This window comes from Streptomyces endophyticus, assembly GCF_035798155.1.
GTDB classification, from domain to species: Bacteria; Actinomycetota; Actinomycetes; order Streptomycetales; family Streptomycetaceae; genus Streptomyces; species Streptomyces endophyticus.
In genome coordinates, this window is sequence record NZ_JAOZYC010000082.1 from 116,630 (window position 1) to 135,031 (window position 18,402).

An 18,402-nucleotide genomic window follows, 5' to 3' on the forward strand; every position below is an offset into this window, starting at 1 on the left:
GCGAAGGGGGGCCCGTAGGGCTACGTGCGGCGCCCGTGTGGTCAGGCGTTCACCTCCACGAGCCGCTTTCCGTCCAGCGTCTCGACCTCGAAGTGGTCGATCTGGCCCCGGTCGAAGGCCGCGCCCCCGTGCACGTACAGAGGCTGCTTCGCATTCGCGTTCGTACTGCTGTCGATGCCGTAGCCCCATTTGGGGACGGCCCAGGTGGTGACCGTCTCGCGCTCGCCGTTCTTGCCGACCGCGACGAGTGAGCACTTCAGCGGGCCCTTGACGTTCTTCAGTTCCAGGACCGTGTGGGTGCCCCAGGCCTTCTTCTCCATGCCGATCGTCGCGGTGACGTTCGTCTTGGCGTCGGTGGCCTTCACCTTGTCCGACATGTGGTGGAAGAAGGCGTCCTTGGCGGGGCTGGTGGAGTGCGGCTCCGCGACGTTGTTGCTCCCGCCGTCGTCCGTCACCGCCAGCACCGTCAGCGGGCCGCCGATGATCAGGGCCGCGGCGGCCGCGACCAGGAAGAGGCCGCGCCTGCGCTTGTGCGCGCGGCGGCGTCCCAGTTCGTCGGCGAGGGACTCCGCGAGGCGGGGGCTCGGGCGGGCCGCGAGGGAGTCGCCGATCTGCGGGGTCGGCTCGCGCGGTGCGCCGCGCTCGGCCGGCAGGTCGGCGAGGGCGGCGAGCATCGGCTCCATGCCCGCGAACTCCTCCAGGTTCCGCGCGCACCGCACGCACGTCGCCAGGTGTGCCTCGAACGCGCTCGCCTCGAAGTCGTCGAGGATGCCCAACGCGTAGGCGCCGACGGTCTCGTGCACGTCGCCCGCCGGCTCATGGCCGAAGGAACCGTACGATCCGTGGCCCGTCGTCATGCCGTCACCCCCCGCTCCTCCAACGCCAGCTTCATCGAGCGCAGCGCGTAGAAGACCCGCGAGCGCACCGTGCCGCTGGGGATGCCGAGCGTCTCGGCCGCCTCGTTGACCGTACGTCCTTTGAAGTACGTCTCCACGAGTACTTCCCGGTGGGCCGGGGTCAAGTCCTCCAGGGCGTCGGAAAGGGTCATCAGCCACAGCGCCTTGTCGATCTCGTCCTCCGCGGGGATGACCTCCAGCGGCGACGGGTCGACCTCCTGCGGCCGGGCCTGCCGACTGCGGTGGCCGTCGATGACGATGCGCCGGGCGACCGTCACCAGCCAGGGGCGTACCGAACCGGTCGCTCGGTTGAGCTGGCCGGCGTTCTTCCAGGCACGGATGAGCGTCTCCTGTACGACATCCTCCGCGCGCTGCCGGTCCCCCGCCACCAAACGGAGCACATAGGCCAGAAGCGGCCGTGCGTGCTCGGCGTAGAGCGCGCGCATCAACTCCTCGTCCGGCTCGGGGGGCCGGGGAGCGCGATGTCGGGCCCCGGGCGGGCGTTCATCGGCCACGGCGGAATCCTTGCGCACGCCTACCTCCGGTGTCCCCTGTTCGGCCATGTCTCTCGGCTGGGCTCACGGGAGGGATACGCAGACGAACTCACGGATGTTCAAAGGGAGTTACGGAACACCACTCACGCCCTGGCCAGAGCCGCCGCTCTACGCCGGTGTCTGGCGCTGCATCCCCCCGGGGGCAACCCCCGGACCCCCGGCCGCAAATGCCGCCGGACCGGCCCCCGACCGCCGCGACAACCGGCGCGCGCCAGCACTCACGCCCTGGCCAGAGCCGCAGCTCTACGCCGGTGTCTGGCCACCCGCTCCCTGTTGCCGCACACCTCGCTGGAGCACCAACGGCGCCTGCGGCCGCGCGACATGTCCAGGTAGATGATGGGGCAGTTGTCGCCCTCGCACTGGCGCAGGGCGCCGCGCACCGTCGGGTCGGTGAGGAGGTCGATGGCGTCTCGCGCGACCGCCGCGAGCAGGGCCGGGCAGCCGGGTTCGATGTGCAGGGAGCGTACGAGGGTGCCGTCGGCCGTGCGTACGGCGCAGGGTGCGGGAGGGGCCGCGCGGGCGAGCAGGTTGACCCGTTCCAGGGCGGCGGGGACCGGGCGGCCGAAGAGTTCGCCGCGCACCAACTGGGCGATGTGGCCGCGCAGTTCACGGAAGGCGGCGAGCCAGGCGGGCGAGCGGTCGGCCAGCGCGGCGGCGGCCGGGACGAGCCCCGCGCCGACCAGCCAGGCGCGCAGCAGGTCGGGGCTCGTGAGGCGTTCGTCGGGGTGCGCGGTGGCGACGAGGTCCAGGCAGAGGCGGCCTGAGTCGAAGCGCAACTCGTAGGGGGGAGGGGCAGTCGGGTGGGGCCCTGTGGGTACTGCTGCCATGCCCTCTACAGTGCCCGCCCACGGGCACGGCCGGAACCCCCGCTGCCGGAACGGGGGTTGATGGGTCAGGGCCGCCCGTACGCCGGCGGGTCATCGTGCAGGATGCGCTGGAAGAGGACGTGGTCGCGCCAATCCCCGTTGATGTGGAGGAACTTGGGCGCGATCCCGTACCGGACGAAGCCGCATTTGGCGAGCACGCGCTGGGACGCCTCGTTGTCCGTGAGCGTGCCCGCCTCGATGCGGTGCAGGCCCAGTTCGTCGCGGGCCGCGCGGCAGATCTCCTCGACGGCGGCGGGGATCAGGCCGCGGCCCCGATGGTCCGCGTCCACCCAGTAGCCGAGGTTGGCGCTGCACAGGGGGCCGAGGTGGATGCCGTTGAGGGCGGCGCGGCCGACCACGCGGTCGTCGGCGGCCCGGTCGAACAGCAGCCACATCGCCCCGCCGGGCTCGGCGATCCGCTCGGCCTGCTCCCGCGCCGTGTAGTACTCCTCGGGCCGGTACGGCTCCCAGGGCTCCATGAACTCACGGTTGCGGATCACGGCATCGGCGAGGCGCTCCGCGTCCTGGGGGACGGCGCGGCGAAGTTCTATGTCGGGACTGATCAGCATCGTCGTACGGTAACCACTTATAGCCCCTGCGGCGATTGAGCAGATTAAGCCCCTCCGGCGATTGAGGAGCGGGGTATGGGGCAGAGCCCCAATCTTTCGCCCCGTCCGGCGCTCGCTCGCGGGGCTCCGCCCCGGACCCCGCTGCTCAATCGCCGCAGGGGCTTAAGAGGGTCACGCGTCCGCGTACTTCGCGTCCGCCGCCGGGTCAAGGGCCAGCCGGTACCCCCGCTTGACCACGGTCTGGATCAGCTTCGGCGTCCCGAGCGACGACCTGAGCCGGGCCATCGCCGTCTCCACCGCGTGCTCGTCGCGGCCCGCGCCCGGCAGCGCGCGCAGCAGCTCCGCGCGGGACACCACCCAGCCGGGGCGGCGCGCGAGGGAGCGCAGCAGCGACATGCCCGCGGGCGGCACCGGGCGCAGCTCGTCGTCCACGACCACGGCCTGCCCGCGGATCTGCATCTGGTGGCCCGCGATCGGCAACGTACGCGCACGCGTCGGCAGTTCCTTGCACAGCAGCTGCACCAGGGGGCCGAGCCGGAAGCGCTCGGGCTGCACCGTGTCCACGCCGTGCACCTGCAGCGGCACCGCCGTGACCGGGCCGACGCACGCCGCGAGCACGTCGTGGTGCAGGGCCGCGAGCAGTTCCGCCGTAAGGCCCCGCTCCTCCGCGCGGCGCAACAGCGCCGTCGCCGCGGGGGCCGAGGTGAACGTCAGCGCGTCCACTCCGCCCGACACCGTGGCGTCGAGGAGGCGGTCGACCGGCCCGATGTCCTGCGGCGGGAGCCAGCGGTAGACGGGCACGCCGACCACTTCGCCGCCCGCCTCGCGCAGCGCCTCGACGAAACCGGGGAGCGGTTCGCCGTGCAACTGCACCGCGATGCGCCGTCCCTCGACGCCCTCGTCGAGCAGCCGCTCCAGGACCTCGGCCATCGACTCGGACGACGGCGACCACTCCTCGGTGAGGCCGGCCGCGCGCACCGCGCCCTTGACCTTCGGGCCGCGCGCGAGGAGCTCGACGCCGCGCAGGCGTCCGAGCAGGTCCTCGCCCAGGCCCCAGCCGTCGGCGGCCTCGACCCAGCCGCGGAAGCCGATGGCGGTGGTGGCGATCACCACGTCCGGCGCCTGGTCGATCAACTCCTTGGTGGCGACGAGGAGTTCGCTGTCGTCCGCGAGCGGAACGATGCGCAGGGCGGGCGCGTGCAGCACCTGGGCGCCGCGCCGCTGGAGCAGCGCGCCCAGTTCGTCGGCGCGGCGCGCCGCGGTCACGCCCACGGTGAAGCCCGCGAGCGGCCCGTGGGCCTGCTCCGGCCTCGTGGCCTGCTGTTCCTCGTCCATGCTGGTTCTCGCCCCGCTCGACGTTTCTTCCGTGCACCGGGTGCACCGGTGCGTCGTCCGAGCCTGTCAACGCTCCGTGTCGGACCCGGATCAACGTTATTGCGTACGTGTTACGGGGCCAATTGTCACACCTCCGCGTAGCTGAGCTGCGGCTTTGCCTCCGCCGTTGAGCTCGCGACGGTGCGCGGCGCCGGGCGGCGAAGGTATACGGCCCAGGTCACCGCGAAGCACACGGCGTAGAAGGCGAGGAAGGCGACGAAGGCCCCGGTGCCGGTGCCCGCCGTCTGGAAGGACTGCCGGAACGCCAGGTTGATGCCGAGCCCGCCGAGCGCGCCGACGGCGCCGATCAGCCCCATGGACGCGCCGGAGAGCCGCCGCCCGTACGCCGCCGCCGCCTCGCCCGTGAGCCCCTTGGCCTGCGCCTTCGTTTGGAAGATGCCGGGGATCATCTTGTACGTCGACCCGTTGCCGAGCCCGCTCAGCACGAACAGGGCGATGAAGGCGACGGTGAACAGGGTGAGCGACTTCTCGACCGAGGCCAGGATCACGACGGCGGTGGCGAGGGCCATGCCGACGAAGTTCCACAGCGTGATGCGCGCGCCGCCGTACTTGTCGGCGAGCTTGCCGCCGACGGGCCGGATGAGCGAGCCGAGCAGCGGGCCGATGAAGGTGACGCCGGCCGCCTGGAGCGGCGTACGGCCGAACTGGGTCTGGAGGACGAGGCCGAAGGCGAAGGAGTAGCCGATGAAGGACCCGAACGTACCGATGTAGAGGAACGACATGATCCAGGTGTGGGCGTCGCGTACTGCGTCCTTCGCGGCGCCGGTGTCGTTCTTCACGGTCGCCAGGTTGTCCATGAACAGCGCGGAGCAGACGGTCGCGACGACGATCAGCGGAATGTAGATCCCGAGCAGCACGCGCGGGCCGCCGCTCGCGCCGATCACGGCGAGCGCGACGAGCTGGATGACGGGGACGCCGATGTTGCCGCCGCCCGCGTTCAGGCCGAGCGCCCAGCCCTTCTTCCGCAGCGGGAAGAAGGAGTTGATGTTGGTCATGGAGGAGGCGAAGTTGCCGCCGCCGACGCCGGTGAGCGCCGCGCACCACATGAAGGTGGTGTACGAGGTGCCCGGCTCCATCACCGCGAACGCGGCGATGGACGGCACGAGCAGCATGCTCGCCGAGACGATCGTCCAGTTGCGGCCGCCGAAGACCGCGACGGCGAACGTGTAGGGCACCCGCGCGAAGGCCCCCACCAGCGTCGCCATCGACACGAGGAAGAACTTCCCCGCCGGGTCGATCCCGTACTCGGGCCCCATGAACAGGACCATCACCGACCACAGGGTCCAGATGGAGAACCCGATGTGCTCGGACAGGACGGAGAAGGCGAGGTTGCGCCGGGCGGTCCTCGCCCCCGTCTCCTCCCAGAACACTTCGTCCTCGGGATCCCACCGCTCGATCCAGTTCCGGCTCCGGGGCTGTTCCTTGGGGCCAGGCATCTCACGCCTCCAGGTCACGGTTCGCAGCTGATGTGACCGAAGGTAGGGAGGCCAAATTTCCGGACTGTGGCGTGGAGTGACCGTCGGGGAACGTTGCTCTCACCCGGCCGGTGCGCAGATGGTGAGGCTATGGCGGAGCTTCAGGAGCGCGCCGCCGGGTCGCCCTCAAGCGTCTGCGGGTCGAAGAGCAGCACGGTACCGGCGAAGAACAGCGTGAGGAACGGGCCGATGAGATACGGGACCAGGACCGTGAACACCGCGGAACCCGTGCTGCTGGACGGCGCCATCAGCTCGACGGTGAGCGCTTCCATGCCCAGGTAGTGCATGGCGCAGACGGCCACACCCATGAGCAGGCTGGCGCCGAGGCTGACGAGGAACCCGCGTACGTTCATGATCAGCCACAGGGCGGCGGTGGCCGCCACCACGGCCACGCCCACCGAGGCGGCCACGACGGGCGCGCTGTAGTGAAGGGACCCGGCGAACTGCATGGCGGCCATGCCCAGGTAGTGCATGGCCGCGACGCCGAGCCCCATGAAGAGACCCGCGCCGAGCAGGATCGGCGTGCGCTGCGCGCCGTAACCGGCGGCGAAGACCCCCACGCCGACCACGAGAATCGCGACGGCGAGGCTGAGGAAGGTGAGCCGGGCGTCGTAGTCGATGTGCGCGCCGTGGACCTGGAAGCCCATCATCGCGATGAAGTGCATGGACCAGATGCCGACGCCCAGCGAAAGCGCGCTGTACGCCAGCCACTTGGGGCGCCCCGTGTCGAGCTGCCGCGCCCGCACGGTGCAGCGCAGCCCGATTCCCCCTCCCAGGCTGGCCACTAAGAACGCTGCCACCGGGGTCACCGCCCCATAGCCGAACCCGTCCACCGTCGCCTGCACGTCACACCTTCACCTGGTCGCCCCGTCGGCGCTCGTCCGTCGCGAGCGCCCCGGAACTACGCTACCGAGCCCCTCCATCGCTTGGGCGCCAAAAATCCACACCTCCACCACATCGTGACCCGGCGGCCCCTCAGCCGTGCCGCGCCTTCTTCCGACCCTTCCGCGACCCGTCCGGCCACAGGCGCGGTCTGCGCTTCGCGGCGAGGTCCTCGACCCAGCCGGTGGCGACGATCGCCAGGCCGATGAGCGGCCAGATGAGGACGAACGACCAGAGCATGTACGTCGTGTCCAGCGCGGAGCTCAACCGGTCGTCCATGAAGGGCAGTTGGTAGAGCAGGTCGATCAGCGGGAACGTCGCCATGATGAGCAGGTTGTGCCACAGATAGATCGTGACGGCCCTGTTGTTGGCCAGCGTCACCAGGCGGTCCCAGCGGGCGAGCCGGCCCGGCAACTGCTGCCAGGACGGGGCGTACTGGAGCAGGATGACGACGAACCCGAGGGACCAGGCCGCCTGCGCCAACGGGATCTCGTTCAGATCCCAGCCCTCTTCGGAGAGATGGCCCGAGGCCCACCACAGGCCGAACCCCATGAGCAGCGCCGCGCAGGACACCGCGGCGTAGCGCGGCACCTTCTGCAGTACGCCCTCCTGGTGCGCGAAGCCGAGGACCCAGCAACTGCCGTACACGGCGAAGTCGGTGACGGCCTCGCCGGTGCGGCCGGGGATCTCCACCAGGCCCGTGCCGATCACGGCCGTGAGGGCGAGCGGGGCGCACAGCGTCGCCCACGGGAGCTTGCGGAACGCCTTGAGCAGCAGCGGGGACGCGAGCACGAACCACAGGTAGGCGCGCAGGTACCAGAGCGGTCCGATGCCCTGCTCGGCCCACGTGGTCTCCAGGAAGCCGGGCGGGTTGGCGATCTCCCACGGGTAGGCGGGGGCGCCGAACGGGATCACGTAGTTGACGACGCCGAGCCAGCCCCAGGCGCCGCCACCGGTGTCGGGGTCCTTGCCCGGGTTCCAGCCGCCCACGAACAGCAGCGGCAGCACCAGCGCGCTGAACACCCACATCGGCGGAAGCAGCCGCCGCAGCCGCCCTCGGACGACGCTCAGCGCGGGCCTGCTCAGGGAGCGCGCCATCAGCGATCCGGCGAGCGCGAACATCACGCCCATGGAGGGGAATACGACCGAGAGCCAGACCCAGCCGAACAGGTGGTAGGCGATGACCCGGACGAGCGCGATGGACCGCAGCAGGTCGAGGTAGCGGTCCCTGCCGGGCTTCTTGGGCGCGGCGGCGGGCTCCGTGGATGTCGACCGGGCGGGCGTCGACTGGGTGGGCAGCGCCTGGGTGGGCAGCGCGCGCGTGGGGTCGGCGTTGCCTTCGTACGTCGGGTACGTCATGCCACCGGCCTCCGCTCGTCACCGGAGACGGAGGTCGACCGCTGGTGCGGCACCCGGCCGCCGAGGCCCACGCCCACCACGCCGGTGCGGCGCAGCTTCTGCCAGCGCAGCCGGCCACCGGTGAGCGCGGTGATCCAGGACTGGAGCAGCACGACGTACATCAGCTGCCGGTACAGGAGTTGCTGGAGCGGGAGGGATATGAGGTGCGTCATGCGTTCCTTGTCGAGCCGGAAGGCGTACGCCGCGCAGACCGCCTGGAGCGCGAGCACGCCGAACCAGGCGCCGACCGTCTTCTCCGTCGGGCCGAACACGAGCCCGTAGATGAGGAAGATGTCGATCAGCGGGGCCAGGAGCGGGGCCAGCACCATGAAGAGCGAGACCAGCGGGAGACCGACCCGGCCGAAGCGGCCCGAGGGCCCCTTGTCGACGAGGGCTCTGCGGTGCTTCCAGATGGCCTGCATCGTGCCGTACGACCATCGGTAGCGCTGCGACCACAGCTGCTGGACGGTCTCCGGGGCCTCGGTCCAGGCGCGTGCCTTCTCGGCGTAGACGACGCGCCAGCCGTCGCGGTGCAGCGCCATCGTGACGTCGGTGTCCTCGGCGAGCGTGTCGTCGCTCATGCCGCCGACGCGCTCCAGGGCGCTGCGGCGGAAGGCACCGACCGCGCCGGGGATCGTCGGCATGCAGCGCAGGATGTCGTACATGCGGCGGTCGAGGTTGAAGCCCATCACGTACTCGATGTGCTGCCACGCGCCGATCAGCGAGTCCCGGTTGCCCACCTTCGCGTTGCCCGCGACGGCGCCGACGCTCGGGTCGCCGAACGGCTGGACCAGTTCGCGCACGGTGGCCGGCTCGAAGACCGTGTCGCCGTCCATCATCACGACGAGGTCGAACCGGGCGTTCGCCAGGCCTCTGTTGAGGGCCGCGGGCTTGCCCGCGTTGTGCTGCCGGACGACGCGGACGCCGGGCAGCCGCATGTTCTCCACGATGCGCGCGGTGCCGTCCGTCGAACCGTCGTCGATCACGACGACCTCGATGGGATGCTCGCTCAGCATCAGCGAACGGACCGTGTTCTCAATGCACTTGGCCTCGTTGAAGGCCGGCACGAGGACGGAGACCGGCTCCGTGATCGGCCGCCCCCACGCGAAGCCCTTGCGGCGCACCCTGCGCGCGTGCACCCCGGACAGGACCAGCATCAGGCCGAAGCGGGACATGACGAGGACGCCGATGACGGCGAGGCCGACGACGAGGACGCCCGTGATGTTGTCCGAGGCCTCCACCGCGTAGACCCACGCCTTGCCCTTCCACAGCTCCAGGCCGCTGACGGGCGTGTGCGCGCCGGGCATCCCGAGGGCTTCGGTCAGGTTCGCGAACTTGTAGCCACTGCCCTGGAGTTCGGGCAGGAAGCGGTCGAGCGCGGCGACGGTCTGCGAGCGGTTGCCACCGGAGTCGTGCATCAGGACGATCGCGCCCTTGCCGCCCTTGGGCGTGGCACGGCGGATGATCTCGTCGACGCCGGGGCGCTTCCAGTCCTCGCTGTCCGTGTTGTTGACGACCGTGATGTAGCCGCGCGAGCCGATGTACTTGGTCACCGGCCACGACGCGTCGTCCATGGCGTCGGCGAACGAGGAGTACGGCGGCCGGAACAGGGACGTGCGCACGCCGGCCGCGCCTTCGAGGGCCAGTTGGTTCTGCGACAGCTCCCAGTCGATTCGCTTCTTCGACTGGTAGGAGAGGTCGGGGTGGTTGAAGGTGTGCAGGCCGACCTCGTGCCCCTCGTCGACCATGCGGCGCACCAGGTCGGGATGGCGGGAGGCCATGGTGCCGGTGACGAAGAAGACGGCGTGCGCGTCGTGCTTCTTGAGGACGTCGAGGACCTTCGGGGTCCACTCCGGGTCGGGGCCGTCGTCGAAGGTGAGCACCAGTTGGTGCTCACCTATGGAACGGCTGGTCTCCCGGCCGCCCCTGGTGTCGATGACGGGTCCGCCGTCGAGGATCTTCTCCGGCACCTTGTCGGTGGCCGCCTCGGGGCGGATGCGGTGGTCGGCGAGGATCTCGCTGTGGACGTAGCCGCGCAGCATCAGCATCGCGATCACGGCGACGAGCAGCAGCGAGGGCAGCAGGTAGCGCAGCGGAAGGCGGCGCCTGCGGGCCGCGGCTGGTGCGCGATGTGAGCGGTCGGACATCTACAGGACGCTGCTTTCCAGGAGCGGGACAGGCTGGACGAGGGGCGCTACGAGCAGGTGTACGAGGCCGCCGGCGAGGGCGTCCGTACCATCGGCCCCGGATCCGTCCGCCGGGCCGCTCGGCTGGTCGCCGGGGTCCGTCGACGGGTCGGCGGAGCCGCCGCCGGACGGTTCCGTCGTCGGATCGCCGCTGTCGTCCGGCTTCGTGGGCTTCACGGTCGGCGACGTCCCGCCGCCCGTGGGCCTGCTGGACGGCGAGGTCCCCGTCGACGGCTGCCCCGACGTGCCGGCCCCGGCCGACGACGACGCGCTCGCGCCGGGCGCCGCGGGAGCGCTCGAAACGGCGCCGCCGGAGGCGCTGGGCCGCGGGGTGGCGCCCGGCGACCCGGACGTCGAGAGGGACGGGGTGGGCTCGGACGGTTCGGTGCCCACCTTGTCCGCACCCTTGCCCTCGGCGGGCATGGGCAGCCACGGCGCGTCGGAGTTCCCGGAGAAGACGGTGACCACGATGACGACCGCGTAGACCGCGATGGCCAGGCCCGCGGCCACGCCGAACCGGCGGAAGTTGCGGCCGCGCCGCCCCGAGTCGTCGACGAAGACGGGGAGTTCCTTGTCGTCCACGCCCGCCGGCTCCGCGCCGAGAGGCGTGGGCGCACCCGGTCTCGCGCCGACCGGGCCGCCCAACTGCCGACCTGTGAAGTCGAGTTGGACCGTCACCTCGTGCGGGTCATGGGTCGGCCCCGCCGGGCCGTTCTCTCGAGAGTTCTCCACCGTACGCACATCCCCCCAAGGACACATTCATGGGTGCGCGGGCGATGTCGCGGGCCTTCGCAGACCGAACCGGGCCCCCACCCGATCCGAGCGCCCCCACTATCACATCGCACCCGAGTCCAGAATGTAGCGCACACCAGTGACACCCACGCACACACCTCATTCACGACTCAACATAATCTGCACATCTGTGGCTGGAATCCATGCCTCCGCGGGCCGTTCCAGCCACCCGCTCTCCGCCGCGAGTGCGGCCGCCGCGGCCCGAAGCGCCTCGATACCGGGGTGCTTACGACCCTTTCGCCACACGAGTGACACGGGCGACAGCGGCACCGGGTCGACGAGCGGGCGCAGCACCGACCCCGGCATGGCCGGAAAATCGATCCCGGTGAGGACCGGGTTCCCGTACTTGTCCATGATCCGGCGGAACTCCTCCTTGCCGACGGCGAGCGGCGCGGGCGGCGCGACGCGGATGCCCCGGCCCTCGAACAACTGCCGGGCGAGATCGGTCCATTCGGGCGTGCGGGGGTTGCCGGCGCCCGCGTAGACCGACTCACCGGCGAGCCGGTCCAGGGGCACGGCGTCGAGCGCCACCAGCGGATGGTCCTCCGGCAGCATGATCGCCATCGGCTCGTAGCGCACGGGCTGTTGGGACAGCCGCGCGCGTACGGCGGGGTCGAGTCCGGCGAACCGGCCGAAGGACACGTCGAGCCGCCCCGCGAGGAGTTCCGCCGCGGCGCCGGTCAGACCGCTCTCGTAGCGGGCCATCAGCTCGTGGTCAGGGGCGAGTTCACGGGCCCGCGCGAGCACCCGCTCATGCGCGAGACCCGGGCTGTTGACGTCGACGAGCAGCGGCCGGTCGGCGGCGGCGGGCCGGGTGAAGGCCGTGAGCAGCTCGTCCTGCGCCGCGATCACGCGCCGCGCGTGCGGCAGCAGCCGGGCCCCGTCCGTGGTGAGCGTCACCTGCCGGGTGGTGCGGCCGAAGAGGTCGACGCCCAACTCCCGCTCCAGGCGCCGGATGTCACGGCTGAGCGCCTGCTGGGCGACGTACAGTCGGGCGGCCGCGCGGGTGAAGTGCAGCTCGTCGGCGACGGCGAGGAAGGCGCGCAGCAGGCGGGGTTCGACGTTCGCGGGAGGCATCGGGCGAACGTACAACGCAGGCGCGTGAAAATTAACAACGCGGGCGCGTGAATCGGCACCGAGTAAGTGTTGGACCGCGCACGTGACCTGCGGCGACGCTCTTGGCATGACCACCGAGTCCGTCGAGTCCACCGCCACGTCCTACACCCGGCTGTTCGCCCTCCCCGGCGCCCGCGCCTTCACCCTCGGCAACCTCATCGCCCGCTTCCCGCAAGGGATGTTCAGCATCAGCGCGGTGATCATGATCTCCGGCTCACGCGGCTCGTACGCGCTCGCGGGCGCCGTCACCGCCACAGGTCTTGTCGCCAACGCGCTCGTCGGCCCGTGGACGGCGCGCCTCGTGGACCGCCACGGGCAGGCGCGGGTCGCGGTGCCGGCCACCGTCATATCGGCCTGCGGCTCGCTCGCCCTGCTCCTGTGCGTGCACTTCGGGGCGCCCAACTGGACGCTGTTCGCCGCCTACTTGGCGTCCGCGACGACCCCCAACACGGGCGGCATGTCCCGGGCCCGCTGGGCGCACCTGCTGAAGGAGACCCCGGACGCCCTGCACACGGCGAACTCCTTCGAGCAGGCGGCGGACGAGCTCTGCTACATGCTCGGCCCCGTAGTGGCCGCCTTCCTGTGCGGCTCACTGTTCCCTGAGGCGGGCACCCTGGTCAGTGCCGTGCTCATGGTGACCGGCGTGCTGATCTTCGCCGCGCAACGCGCGACGGAACCGCCGCCCCACGCACGTACGAAGGCGACGAAAACGCCGCTACGCGCGCGTGGCATGCCACCCCTGCTGCTCGCCTTCCTCGCCACGGGCGCGATCTTCGGCTCCCTGGAGGTGGTCACGGTCGCCTTCGCCGACGCGCAGGGCCACAAGGTGTGGGCGGGCGGCATCCTGGCGCTCCAGGCGGCGGGCTCCTGCGCGGCGGGACTGATCTACGGGGCGTGGCGGCCGGCGGGCCCGGCGGCCCGCCGCCATCCGCTCTGCGTGGCGGCGATGGCGGCCCTGATGACGCTGCCGCTGCTCGCCGCCTGGCTCACGGGCTCCCTGTACGTCCTCGGGGGCGCGCTCCTGGTCGCGGGCATGGCCACGGCGCCGACGATGGTGACGGGCATGACCCTGGTCCAACAGCGCACGCCCGAGGGCCAGTTGAACGAGGGCATGACGCTCGCCGTGACCGGCATCCTCACCGGCATCGCCTGCGGCTCCGCGACGGGCGGCGCCGCGGTGGAGCACTGGGGCCCCACCGCGGCGTACACGGTGCCGGTCACGGCGGCGGCATGCGCCCTGCTGCTGGCGCTGTACGCCTACGTACGGTCCGCCCGCTAGGAGGTCAGCGAGGTCAGCACGTGGCCGGCTTGCGCCACGAGCACTCCAGGCCGCCGTCCCGCTCGGCGGCCGGAATGGAGCGCGTGGACTTCGGAGCGACGGCCGTCGCCTCCTTCGAGGTCGACTTCGCGAGGGTCACGACGACGGCGTCCTCCAGCGGCTTCACGGAGTCGACCAGGTAGTTGTTCTGGACGACGCTGTAGACGAGCAGCCGGCCGTCGGCGTCCTTCACGTAGCCCGAGAGCGCCGACGCGCCGGTCAACGACCCTGTCTTGCCACGGGCGTTGAGAGCGGCGGGCGTGTCGCACATCCGGCTCCGCAGCGTCCCGCCGACGAACCGGTCCGGGTCACAGGCCACGGGCAGCGACCTGTACCAGTCGGCGTACCAGGACTCGTCCTGTACGGAGAGGAGGAGGTCGGCGAGCTGCCGGGCGGCGAAGTTGTCCTTCCTCGACAGACCCGACCCGTCGACCTGCCGCACCTTGGTGGCGTCGACCCCGGCGCCCTTCAGATAGTCGGCGACGGCGTCGACGCCGTCACCCCAACTCCCGGGCTTCCCTGTCGCCTTGTACCCCATGGCCTTGGTGAGCGACTCGGCGTGCATGTTGTTGGAGAGCTTCATGAAGGGGATCAGCAGGTCCTTCAGGGGCATGGAGTCGTGCGCGGCGAGCCGCTTCGCGCCCTTGGGCGTGGCCTGCCCCAGCTTGGTGGAACCGCCGACCTTCACCCCGTGCGCGGCGAGCGCGTCCCGGAACACAGCGGCCGCGTACCCGGTCGGCTCCCAGACGGTCACCCACTCCTTGGTGGTGTCCCCGCCCACCGGGGCGGTGCCGCTCACGGTGATGGTGTTGGTCCCGTGCCGCCGCTCGACGGCGACGGTGTCGTCTCCCCCGGCCCCGACGGTGGATGCCTGCACGTCGAGGTGCACATAGTCGTTCTTCGGGGTGACGCTGACGGCGGGCTTGTCCCCGGCCTTCGCGCCGGGCTTCACCTCGACGATGACGGTCCCGGTGTCGTAGTCGGTGTCGGGCGCGACGCTCAGCGCGCTGATCTGGGCGGCGTAGTACGAGGACTCGTCGTCGCCGCCCCAGGTGTCGCCGATCCGGTGGTCGTCGAACCGGGTGTCGTCGGCGACGAGCCGCCCGCTCACCCGCTTCACACCGGCCGCGGCGACGCCGGCGGCGAGCTTGTCGTAATCGGCGGCGAGAGTGGTCGGGTCCCCGGTGCCGCGCAGATACAGGTCCCCGTCGAGCGTCCCGCCCCGCACCCGCCCGCCGGCGAGCACGTCCGTGCCGAACCGGTAGTCGGGGCCGAGGGTCCCCATGGCCGCGGCGGAGGTGGCGAGCTTCGTGTTGGAGGCGGGCATCAGCCGCCCGGTCGGATTGTGCTGGTACAGGGTCTCCCCGGTCTTCGCGTCGGCCACGACGACACTCGCGGCGCCGCCCTCCATCCGCGCGTCCCCGAGAATCGTGTCGATCGCCTCCGGCAACCCACTGGGGGCGGAATCGGCACCGGCGGGGCCACCACCCCAACTCAGCGTGGCGGCAACGAAGATGACTACGGCGGGCAGGGCCCATCTCGATCCCTTACGTCTCCTCATGCCACAGGAGCATCCCGGAAGCGCAGGGCCCCGCCAAGACCGCCCACACACGACAAAGGCCCGGCTGTGTGAACAGCCGGGCCTGAATCGCATGGGATGCGGTGGTGGAGATGGCGGGAATCGAACCCGCGTCCAACGGTGCAGCAGCAGGGCTTCTCCGTGTGCAGTTCGCTTCGATTTTCTCGGCCCCGGTGATCACGCGAACAAGTCGCCGACGGGCCCAGCCACTGTTTGATTTCCTTTTCCGCCCCGTGGCCGGACGGAAAAGTTTAGTCCCCTAGATTATGCCAGGATCCGGGCCGGGAACACTCCCGGGCTGACACCCTTTAGGGTCCCTCACTCACTGCTTATTAGGCAGCGAGGGCGAAGGACTGGGAATCGCTCTTAGAATTGGCGATTATTGGTTGCGACATATGGTTAACGAGATCATTGCCGCTTCCTCGACACGCTTCCCCTGCTTCGACATCCGCTGTCGAAACCGATCATCCCCATGTTGTTTTTTCAAAGGTGGACCTTGCGGTCCGTGTCCCTGCGGTGAGGAACACTGCCATCGTACGTGACCAACGCCCGACGATGCCAGCGTATTCCTGACGGCTTGACGGGCGTCACCCCATCCGCTCGTTGTTGCGCTGCCGCCGCTTCGCCGACGCGATCGCCCGGTCCGAGTCACGCCGGTCCTGCTTCTCGCGCAGCGTCTGCCGCTTGTCGTACTCCTTCTTGCCCTTGGCGAGCGCGATCTCGGCCTTCGCCCGGCCGTCCTTGAAGTAGATCGCCAGGGTCACGATCGTGTGACCGGTCTCCTCGGACTTCGACTCCAGCTTGTCGATCTCCTCGCGGTGCAGCAGCAGCTTGCGCTTGCGGCGCACCGCGTGGTTCGTCCAGGTGCCCTGGTTGTACTCGGGGATGTGGGCGTTGTGCAGCCACGCCTCGCCCCCGTCGATCTGGACGAAGGCGTCGGTCAGCGAGGTGCGGCCCTGCCGCAGCGACTTGACCTCCGTGCCGGTCAGCACGATGCCGGCCTCGTAGGTGTCCATGATCAGGTAGTCGTGGCGCGCCTTCTTGTTCTGCGCGACGATCTTGCGCTTGCCGTCCTTCTTCTCGGACGACGCCCCCTTGCCCTGCTTGGGCTGGGACTCCTTCGGTACATACATTGCCTTGGCCATAGTGCTGGCCATTTTCGCACTACGAGGGGGCCCCGAGGCCAGTCAATACTGTCTCCGCCCGTCGCAGGGTGTCCGCCTCGGTCTCCAGATCGGGGGTGATGCCACGGCCGTCGACCGCGCGGCCCGAAGGGGTGCGGTAGTGCCCGACGGTGAGCTCCGCCACGGAGCCGTCGGGCAGCCGGCTCGGCATCTGGACCGAACCCTTGCCGAAGGTCCTGGAGCCCACGACGACCGCGCGGCCGCGGTCCTGAAGGGCGCCGGTGAGCAGCTCGGCCGCGCTCATCGTCCCGCTGTCGACGAGCACGACCACCGGTCTGGACGTGTCGGCCCCCCGCTGTGCGTGCAGGGCCCGCTGCGCCCCGCGCACGTCGTACGTCGCCACGAGCCCGCCGTCGAGGAAGGCGGAGGACGCCCTGACCGCCTCCGCGACCAGGCCTCCTGAGTTGCCCCGCAGGTCGAGCACGACGCCCGCGCGCGGGGGTGCCGCGCCGACCGCCGTGCGCACCTGGTCGCCGACGCCCTTCGTGAAGGCGCTCACCTTCACGAGCGTCGCGCCGTCGGGCAGCTGCGTGGAGGCGACGGAGTCGGTCGACAGGTTGGCGCGGCGCAGGGTCTCGCTCCACGCGCGCGTGCCGCGCTGCAGGCCGACGTGGACGGGGGTGCCCGCGTGCTTGCCCCGCAGGAGTCCGAGGACCTCGGTGACGGGGTGGCCGGTGACGGGCTCGCCGTCGACCGCCGCGATCCGGTCGCCCTCGCGGATGCCGGCCTGCTGCGCGGGCGATCCCCGCCGGACCTTGGAGACCTGCACCCACCCGTCGGCGGTGCGGCGGGCCCGCAGGCCGATGCCGGTGTACTCGCCGTCGAGGGACTGCTCGAACTCCTCGTACTCGCCGGGCGAGTAGACGGAGCCCCAGCGGTCGCCGCTGCGGCTGACGGCGTCCTGGGCTGCCTTTGCGGGCGATTTCCCGTCGGCCATCGCCTCGGCCGCCGCGTCGCTCGGATCGGTCGGTCCCGCGAGCGGCTTCTCGTGCGCGGCGACGAGCGAACCGTCCGCGCTCTCCTTGGGTTTTTGGTGCTCACCCGGCCAGGAGCCGGTCGCGGCGCCCGCCGCGAGGACCGTCACGAAGATCAATGTCAGGGTCGCCCCGCGGCCGATGCGGCGGGGCCTGGAGTACAACTCCGGACCTGACATGTCGGTGAGTCTAGGACAATGAAGGGCGCCGTACGGGCCGTTGACCCGCACGACGCCCCGTGGCGCGAAGGACTCTCGTCACACCTTCAGGTACTTGCGCAACGCGACGAACGCGGCAAGCGCCGGCATCAGCACACTCACGGCGAGGATCAGCGGCAGCTTCGTCAACACCGAGTCCCAGCCGATGAAGTTGATGAGCTGCAACTTGTCGGAGAGGGCCACTCCGTTGTCGATCACGAAGTACTGGCCGGCCGCGAGGAACACACAGGCGATGCCGCCGCCGATGAGCCCGGCGACCGCGGCCTCCATGATGAACGGCGCCTGGATGTAGAAGCCGGACGCGCCGACGAGCCGCATGATCCCGGTCTCGCGACGGCGGCTGAACGCGGACACCCGGACGGTGTTCACGATCAACAGCAGCGCGACCACGAGCATCACCACCATCACCGCGCCCGCCGCGTAGTTCAGGTAGCCGAGCAGCCGGAAGAGGTTGTCGAGCACGCCCTTCTGGTCCTGCACGGACTGCACGCCGGGCCGCCCGTTGAACGCGGTCGCGATGACCTCGTACTTCTCCGGGTTGTTCAGCTTGATCCGGTACGACTCCTGGAGCTGGTCCGGCGTGAGGGAGCTGGCCAGCGGGGAGTCGCCGAACTGCTCCTTGTAGTGCTTGTACGCCTGGTCCTGCGACTCGTGCGCCACGGAGTCGACGACGGGCAGCTTCTTGAGGTCCCGCTGGATCTCGTTCTTCTGCTCGGTCGTGACCGGGCCCTTGGCACAGTTCGGGTCGGAGTCGGCGTCCCCCTTGTTGCACAGGAAGATCGAGACGTTGACCTTGTCGTACCAGTAGCCCTTCATCTGGTTGACCTGGTCGCTCATGAGCAGCGAGCCGCCGAACAGGGCGAGCGAGAGGGCAACCGAGATGATCACGGCGAAGGTCATCGTGAGGTTACGGCGGAGTCCTACGCCGATCTCCGACAGAACGAATTGGGCACGCATAGCGTCACTAACGCCTTTCGCAGCTTTCTTTCTCGGTACTTCT

General features: G+C 70.4%; 16 protein-coding genes and 1 other RNA gene. 1 reads left to right on the plus strand and 16 read right to left on the minus strand.

Annotated elements, in window-relative coordinates; genetic code table 11:
* Positions 1-41 precede the first annotated feature (41 nt).
* The 11 genes from OKJ99_RS10680 to OKJ99_RS10730 all read right to left on the minus strand — a co-directional run bounded on the left by OKJ99_RS10680 (position 42) and on the right by OKJ99_RS10730 (position 12,090).
* Positions 42-857: an anti-sigma factor family protein gene (locus OKJ99_RS10680; protein WP_326015650.1), complete on the minus strand. Its 816-nt coding sequence runs from the start codon at positions 855-857 to the stop codon at positions 42-44.
* Positions 854-1,459: a sigma-70 family RNA polymerase sigma factor gene (locus OKJ99_RS10685; protein ID WP_326015651.1), complete on the minus strand. Its 606-nt coding sequence runs from the start codon at positions 1,457-1,459 to the stop codon at positions 854-856. The genes OKJ99_RS10680 and OKJ99_RS10685 overlap by 4 nt, the downstream gene beginning before the upstream one ends.
* Positions 1,460-1,668: 209 nt before the next feature.
* Complete coding sequence (locus tag OKJ99_RS10690) at positions 1,669-2,277, minus strand: CGNR zinc finger domain-containing protein (protein WP_326015653.1); 609 nt, start codon at positions 2,275-2,277, stop codon at positions 1,669-1,671.
* 65 nt (positions 2,278-2,342) lie between these two features.
* Positions 2,343-2,885: a GNAT family N-acetyltransferase gene (locus OKJ99_RS10695; RefSeq protein ID WP_326015654.1), complete on the minus strand. Its 543-nt coding sequence runs from the start codon at positions 2,883-2,885 to the stop codon at positions 2,343-2,345.
* Between the two features lie 171 nt (positions 2,886-3,056).
* Positions 3,057-4,220, minus strand: a complete 1,164-nt coding sequence (locus OKJ99_RS10700; protein WP_326015655.1) for a uroporphyrinogen-III synthase — start codon at positions 4,218-4,220, stop codon at positions 3,057-3,059.
* A gap of 125 nt (positions 4,221-4,345) precedes the next feature.
* Positions 4,346-5,716, minus strand: coding sequence for a nitrate/nitrite transporter (locus OKJ99_RS10705; RefSeq protein ID WP_326015657.1), 1,371 nt, complete (start codon positions 5,714-5,716; stop codon positions 4,346-4,348).
* Positions 5,717-5,856: 140 nt separating this feature from the next.
* Entirely contained in the window at positions 5,857-6,600 is a 744-nt protein-coding gene (locus OKJ99_RS10710; RefSeq protein ID WP_326015659.1) for an MHYT domain-containing protein, read from the minus strand.
* A gap of 130 nt (positions 6,601-6,730) precedes the next feature.
* On the minus strand, positions 6,731-7,996 hold the full coding sequence (locus OKJ99_RS10715; protein WP_326015660.1) for an acyltransferase family protein: 1,266 nt from the start codon (positions 7,994-7,996) through the stop codon (positions 6,731-6,733).
* Positions 7,993-10,182 carry a glycosyltransferase gene (locus OKJ99_RS10720; protein WP_326015661.1) on the minus strand — a complete coding sequence of 730 codons (2,190 nt, stop codon included), beginning with the start codon at positions 10,180-10,182 and terminating at the stop codon, positions 7,993-7,995. Before OKJ99_RS10720 ends, OKJ99_RS10715 begins: the two co-directional genes overlap by 4 nt.
* A complete protein-coding gene (locus OKJ99_RS10725) occupies positions 10,183-10,953 on the minus strand; it encodes a hypothetical protein (RefSeq protein ID WP_326015662.1) in 771 nt (256 codons plus the stop codon). It lies immediately after the preceding gene.
* 159 nt (positions 10,954-11,112) lie between these two features.
* Entirely contained in the window at positions 11,113-12,090 is a 978-nt protein-coding gene (locus OKJ99_RS10730; RefSeq protein ID WP_326015663.1) for a LysR family transcriptional regulator, read from the minus strand.
* A gap of 106 nt (positions 12,091-12,196) precedes the next feature.
* On the opposite strand from OKJ99_RS10730, the gene OKJ99_RS10735 reads away from it, so the two are divergent.
* Complete coding sequence (locus OKJ99_RS10735) at positions 12,197-13,408, plus strand: MFS transporter (protein ID WP_326015664.1); 1,212 nt, start codon at positions 12,197-12,199, stop codon at positions 13,406-13,408.
* A gap of 13 nt (positions 13,409-13,421) precedes the next feature.
* Here the strand turns inward: OKJ99_RS10735 and dacB are convergent, their stop codons facing one another.
* The 5 genes from dacB to ftsX all read right to left on the minus strand — a co-directional run bounded on the left by dacB (position 13,422) and on the right by ftsX (position 18,359).
* Positions 13,422-15,008, minus strand: coding sequence for a D-alanyl-D-alanine carboxypeptidase/D-alanyl-D-alanine endopeptidase (gene dacB, locus OKJ99_RS10740; RefSeq protein ID WP_326015665.1), 1,587 nt, complete (start codon positions 15,006-15,008; stop codon positions 13,422-13,424).
* A gap of 102 nt (positions 15,009-15,110) precedes the next feature.
* Positions 15,111-15,498, minus strand: a transfer-messenger RNA (tmRNA) gene (gene ssrA / locus OKJ99_RS10745).
* Between the two features lie 115 nt (positions 15,499-15,613).
* A complete protein-coding gene (gene smpB / locus OKJ99_RS10750) occupies positions 15,614-16,159 on the minus strand; it encodes an SsrA-binding protein SmpB (RefSeq protein WP_326015666.1) in 546 nt (181 codons plus the stop codon).
* A gap of 31 nt (positions 16,160-16,190) precedes the next feature.
* Complete coding sequence (locus tag OKJ99_RS10755; RefSeq protein WP_326015667.1) at positions 16,191-17,363, minus strand: S41 family peptidase; 1,173 nt, start codon at positions 17,361-17,363, stop codon at positions 16,191-16,193.
* Between the two features lie 78 nt (positions 17,364-17,441).
* Entirely contained in the window at positions 17,442-18,359 is a 918-nt protein-coding gene (gene ftsX / locus OKJ99_RS10760) for a permease-like cell division protein FtsX (RefSeq protein WP_326015668.1), read from the minus strand.
* Positions 18,360-18,402 lie beyond the last annotated feature (43 nt).

Bases quoted from the DNA above. Each gene is read 5' to 3' on its own strand.
- OKJ99_RS10680 (WP_326015650.1), bottom strand. From the start codon at position 857: ATGACGACGGGCCACGGATCGTACGGTTCCTTCGGCCATGAGCCGGCG.
- OKJ99_RS10685 (WP_326015651.1), bottom strand. From the start codon at position 1,459: ATGGCCGAACAGGGGACACCGGAGGTAGGCGTGCGCAAGGATTCCGCC.
- OKJ99_RS10690 (WP_326015653.1), bottom strand. From the start codon at position 2,277: ATGGCAGCAGTACCCACAGGGCCCCACCCGACTGCCCCTCCCCCCTAC.
- OKJ99_RS10695 (WP_326015654.1), bottom strand. From the start codon at position 2,885: ATGCTGATCAGTCCCGACATAGAACTTCGCCGCGCCGTCCCCCAGGAC.
- OKJ99_RS10700 (WP_326015655.1), bottom strand. From the start codon at position 4,220: ATGGACGAGGAACAGCAGGCCACGAGGCCGGAGCAGGCCCACGGGCCG.
- OKJ99_RS10705 (WP_326015657.1), bottom strand. From the start codon at position 5,716: ATGCCTGGCCCCAAGGAACAGCCCCGGAGCCGGAACTGGATCGAGCGG.
- OKJ99_RS10715 (WP_326015660.1), bottom strand. From the start codon at position 7,996: ATGACGTACCCGACGTACGAAGGCAACGCCGACCCCACGCGCGCGCTG.
- OKJ99_RS10720 (WP_326015661.1), bottom strand. From the start codon at position 10,182: ATGTCCGACCGCTCACATCGCGCACCAGCCGCGGCCCGCAGGCGCCGC.
- OKJ99_RS10730 (WP_326015663.1), bottom strand. From the start codon at position 12,090: ATGCCTCCCGCGAACGTCGAACCCCGCCTGCTGCGCGCCTTCCTCGCC.
- OKJ99_RS10735 (WP_326015664.1), top strand. From the start codon at position 12,197: ATGACCACCGAGTCCGTCGAGTCCACCGCCACGTCCTACACCCGGCTG.
- dacB (WP_326015665.1), bottom strand. From the start codon at position 15,008: ATGAGGAGACGTAAGGGATCGAGATGGGCCCTGCCCGCCGTAGTCATC.
- smpB (WP_326015666.1), bottom strand. From the start codon at position 16,159: ATGTATGTACCGAAGGAGTCCCAGCCCAAGCAGGGCAAGGGGGCGTCG.
- OKJ99_RS10755 (WP_326015667.1), bottom strand. From the start codon at position 17,363: ATGTCAGGTCCGGAGTTGTACTCCAGGCCCCGCCGCATCGGCCGCGGG.
- ftsX (WP_326015668.1), bottom strand. From the start codon at position 18,359: ATGCGTGCCCAATTCGTTCTGTCGGAGATCGGCGTAGGACTCCGCCGT.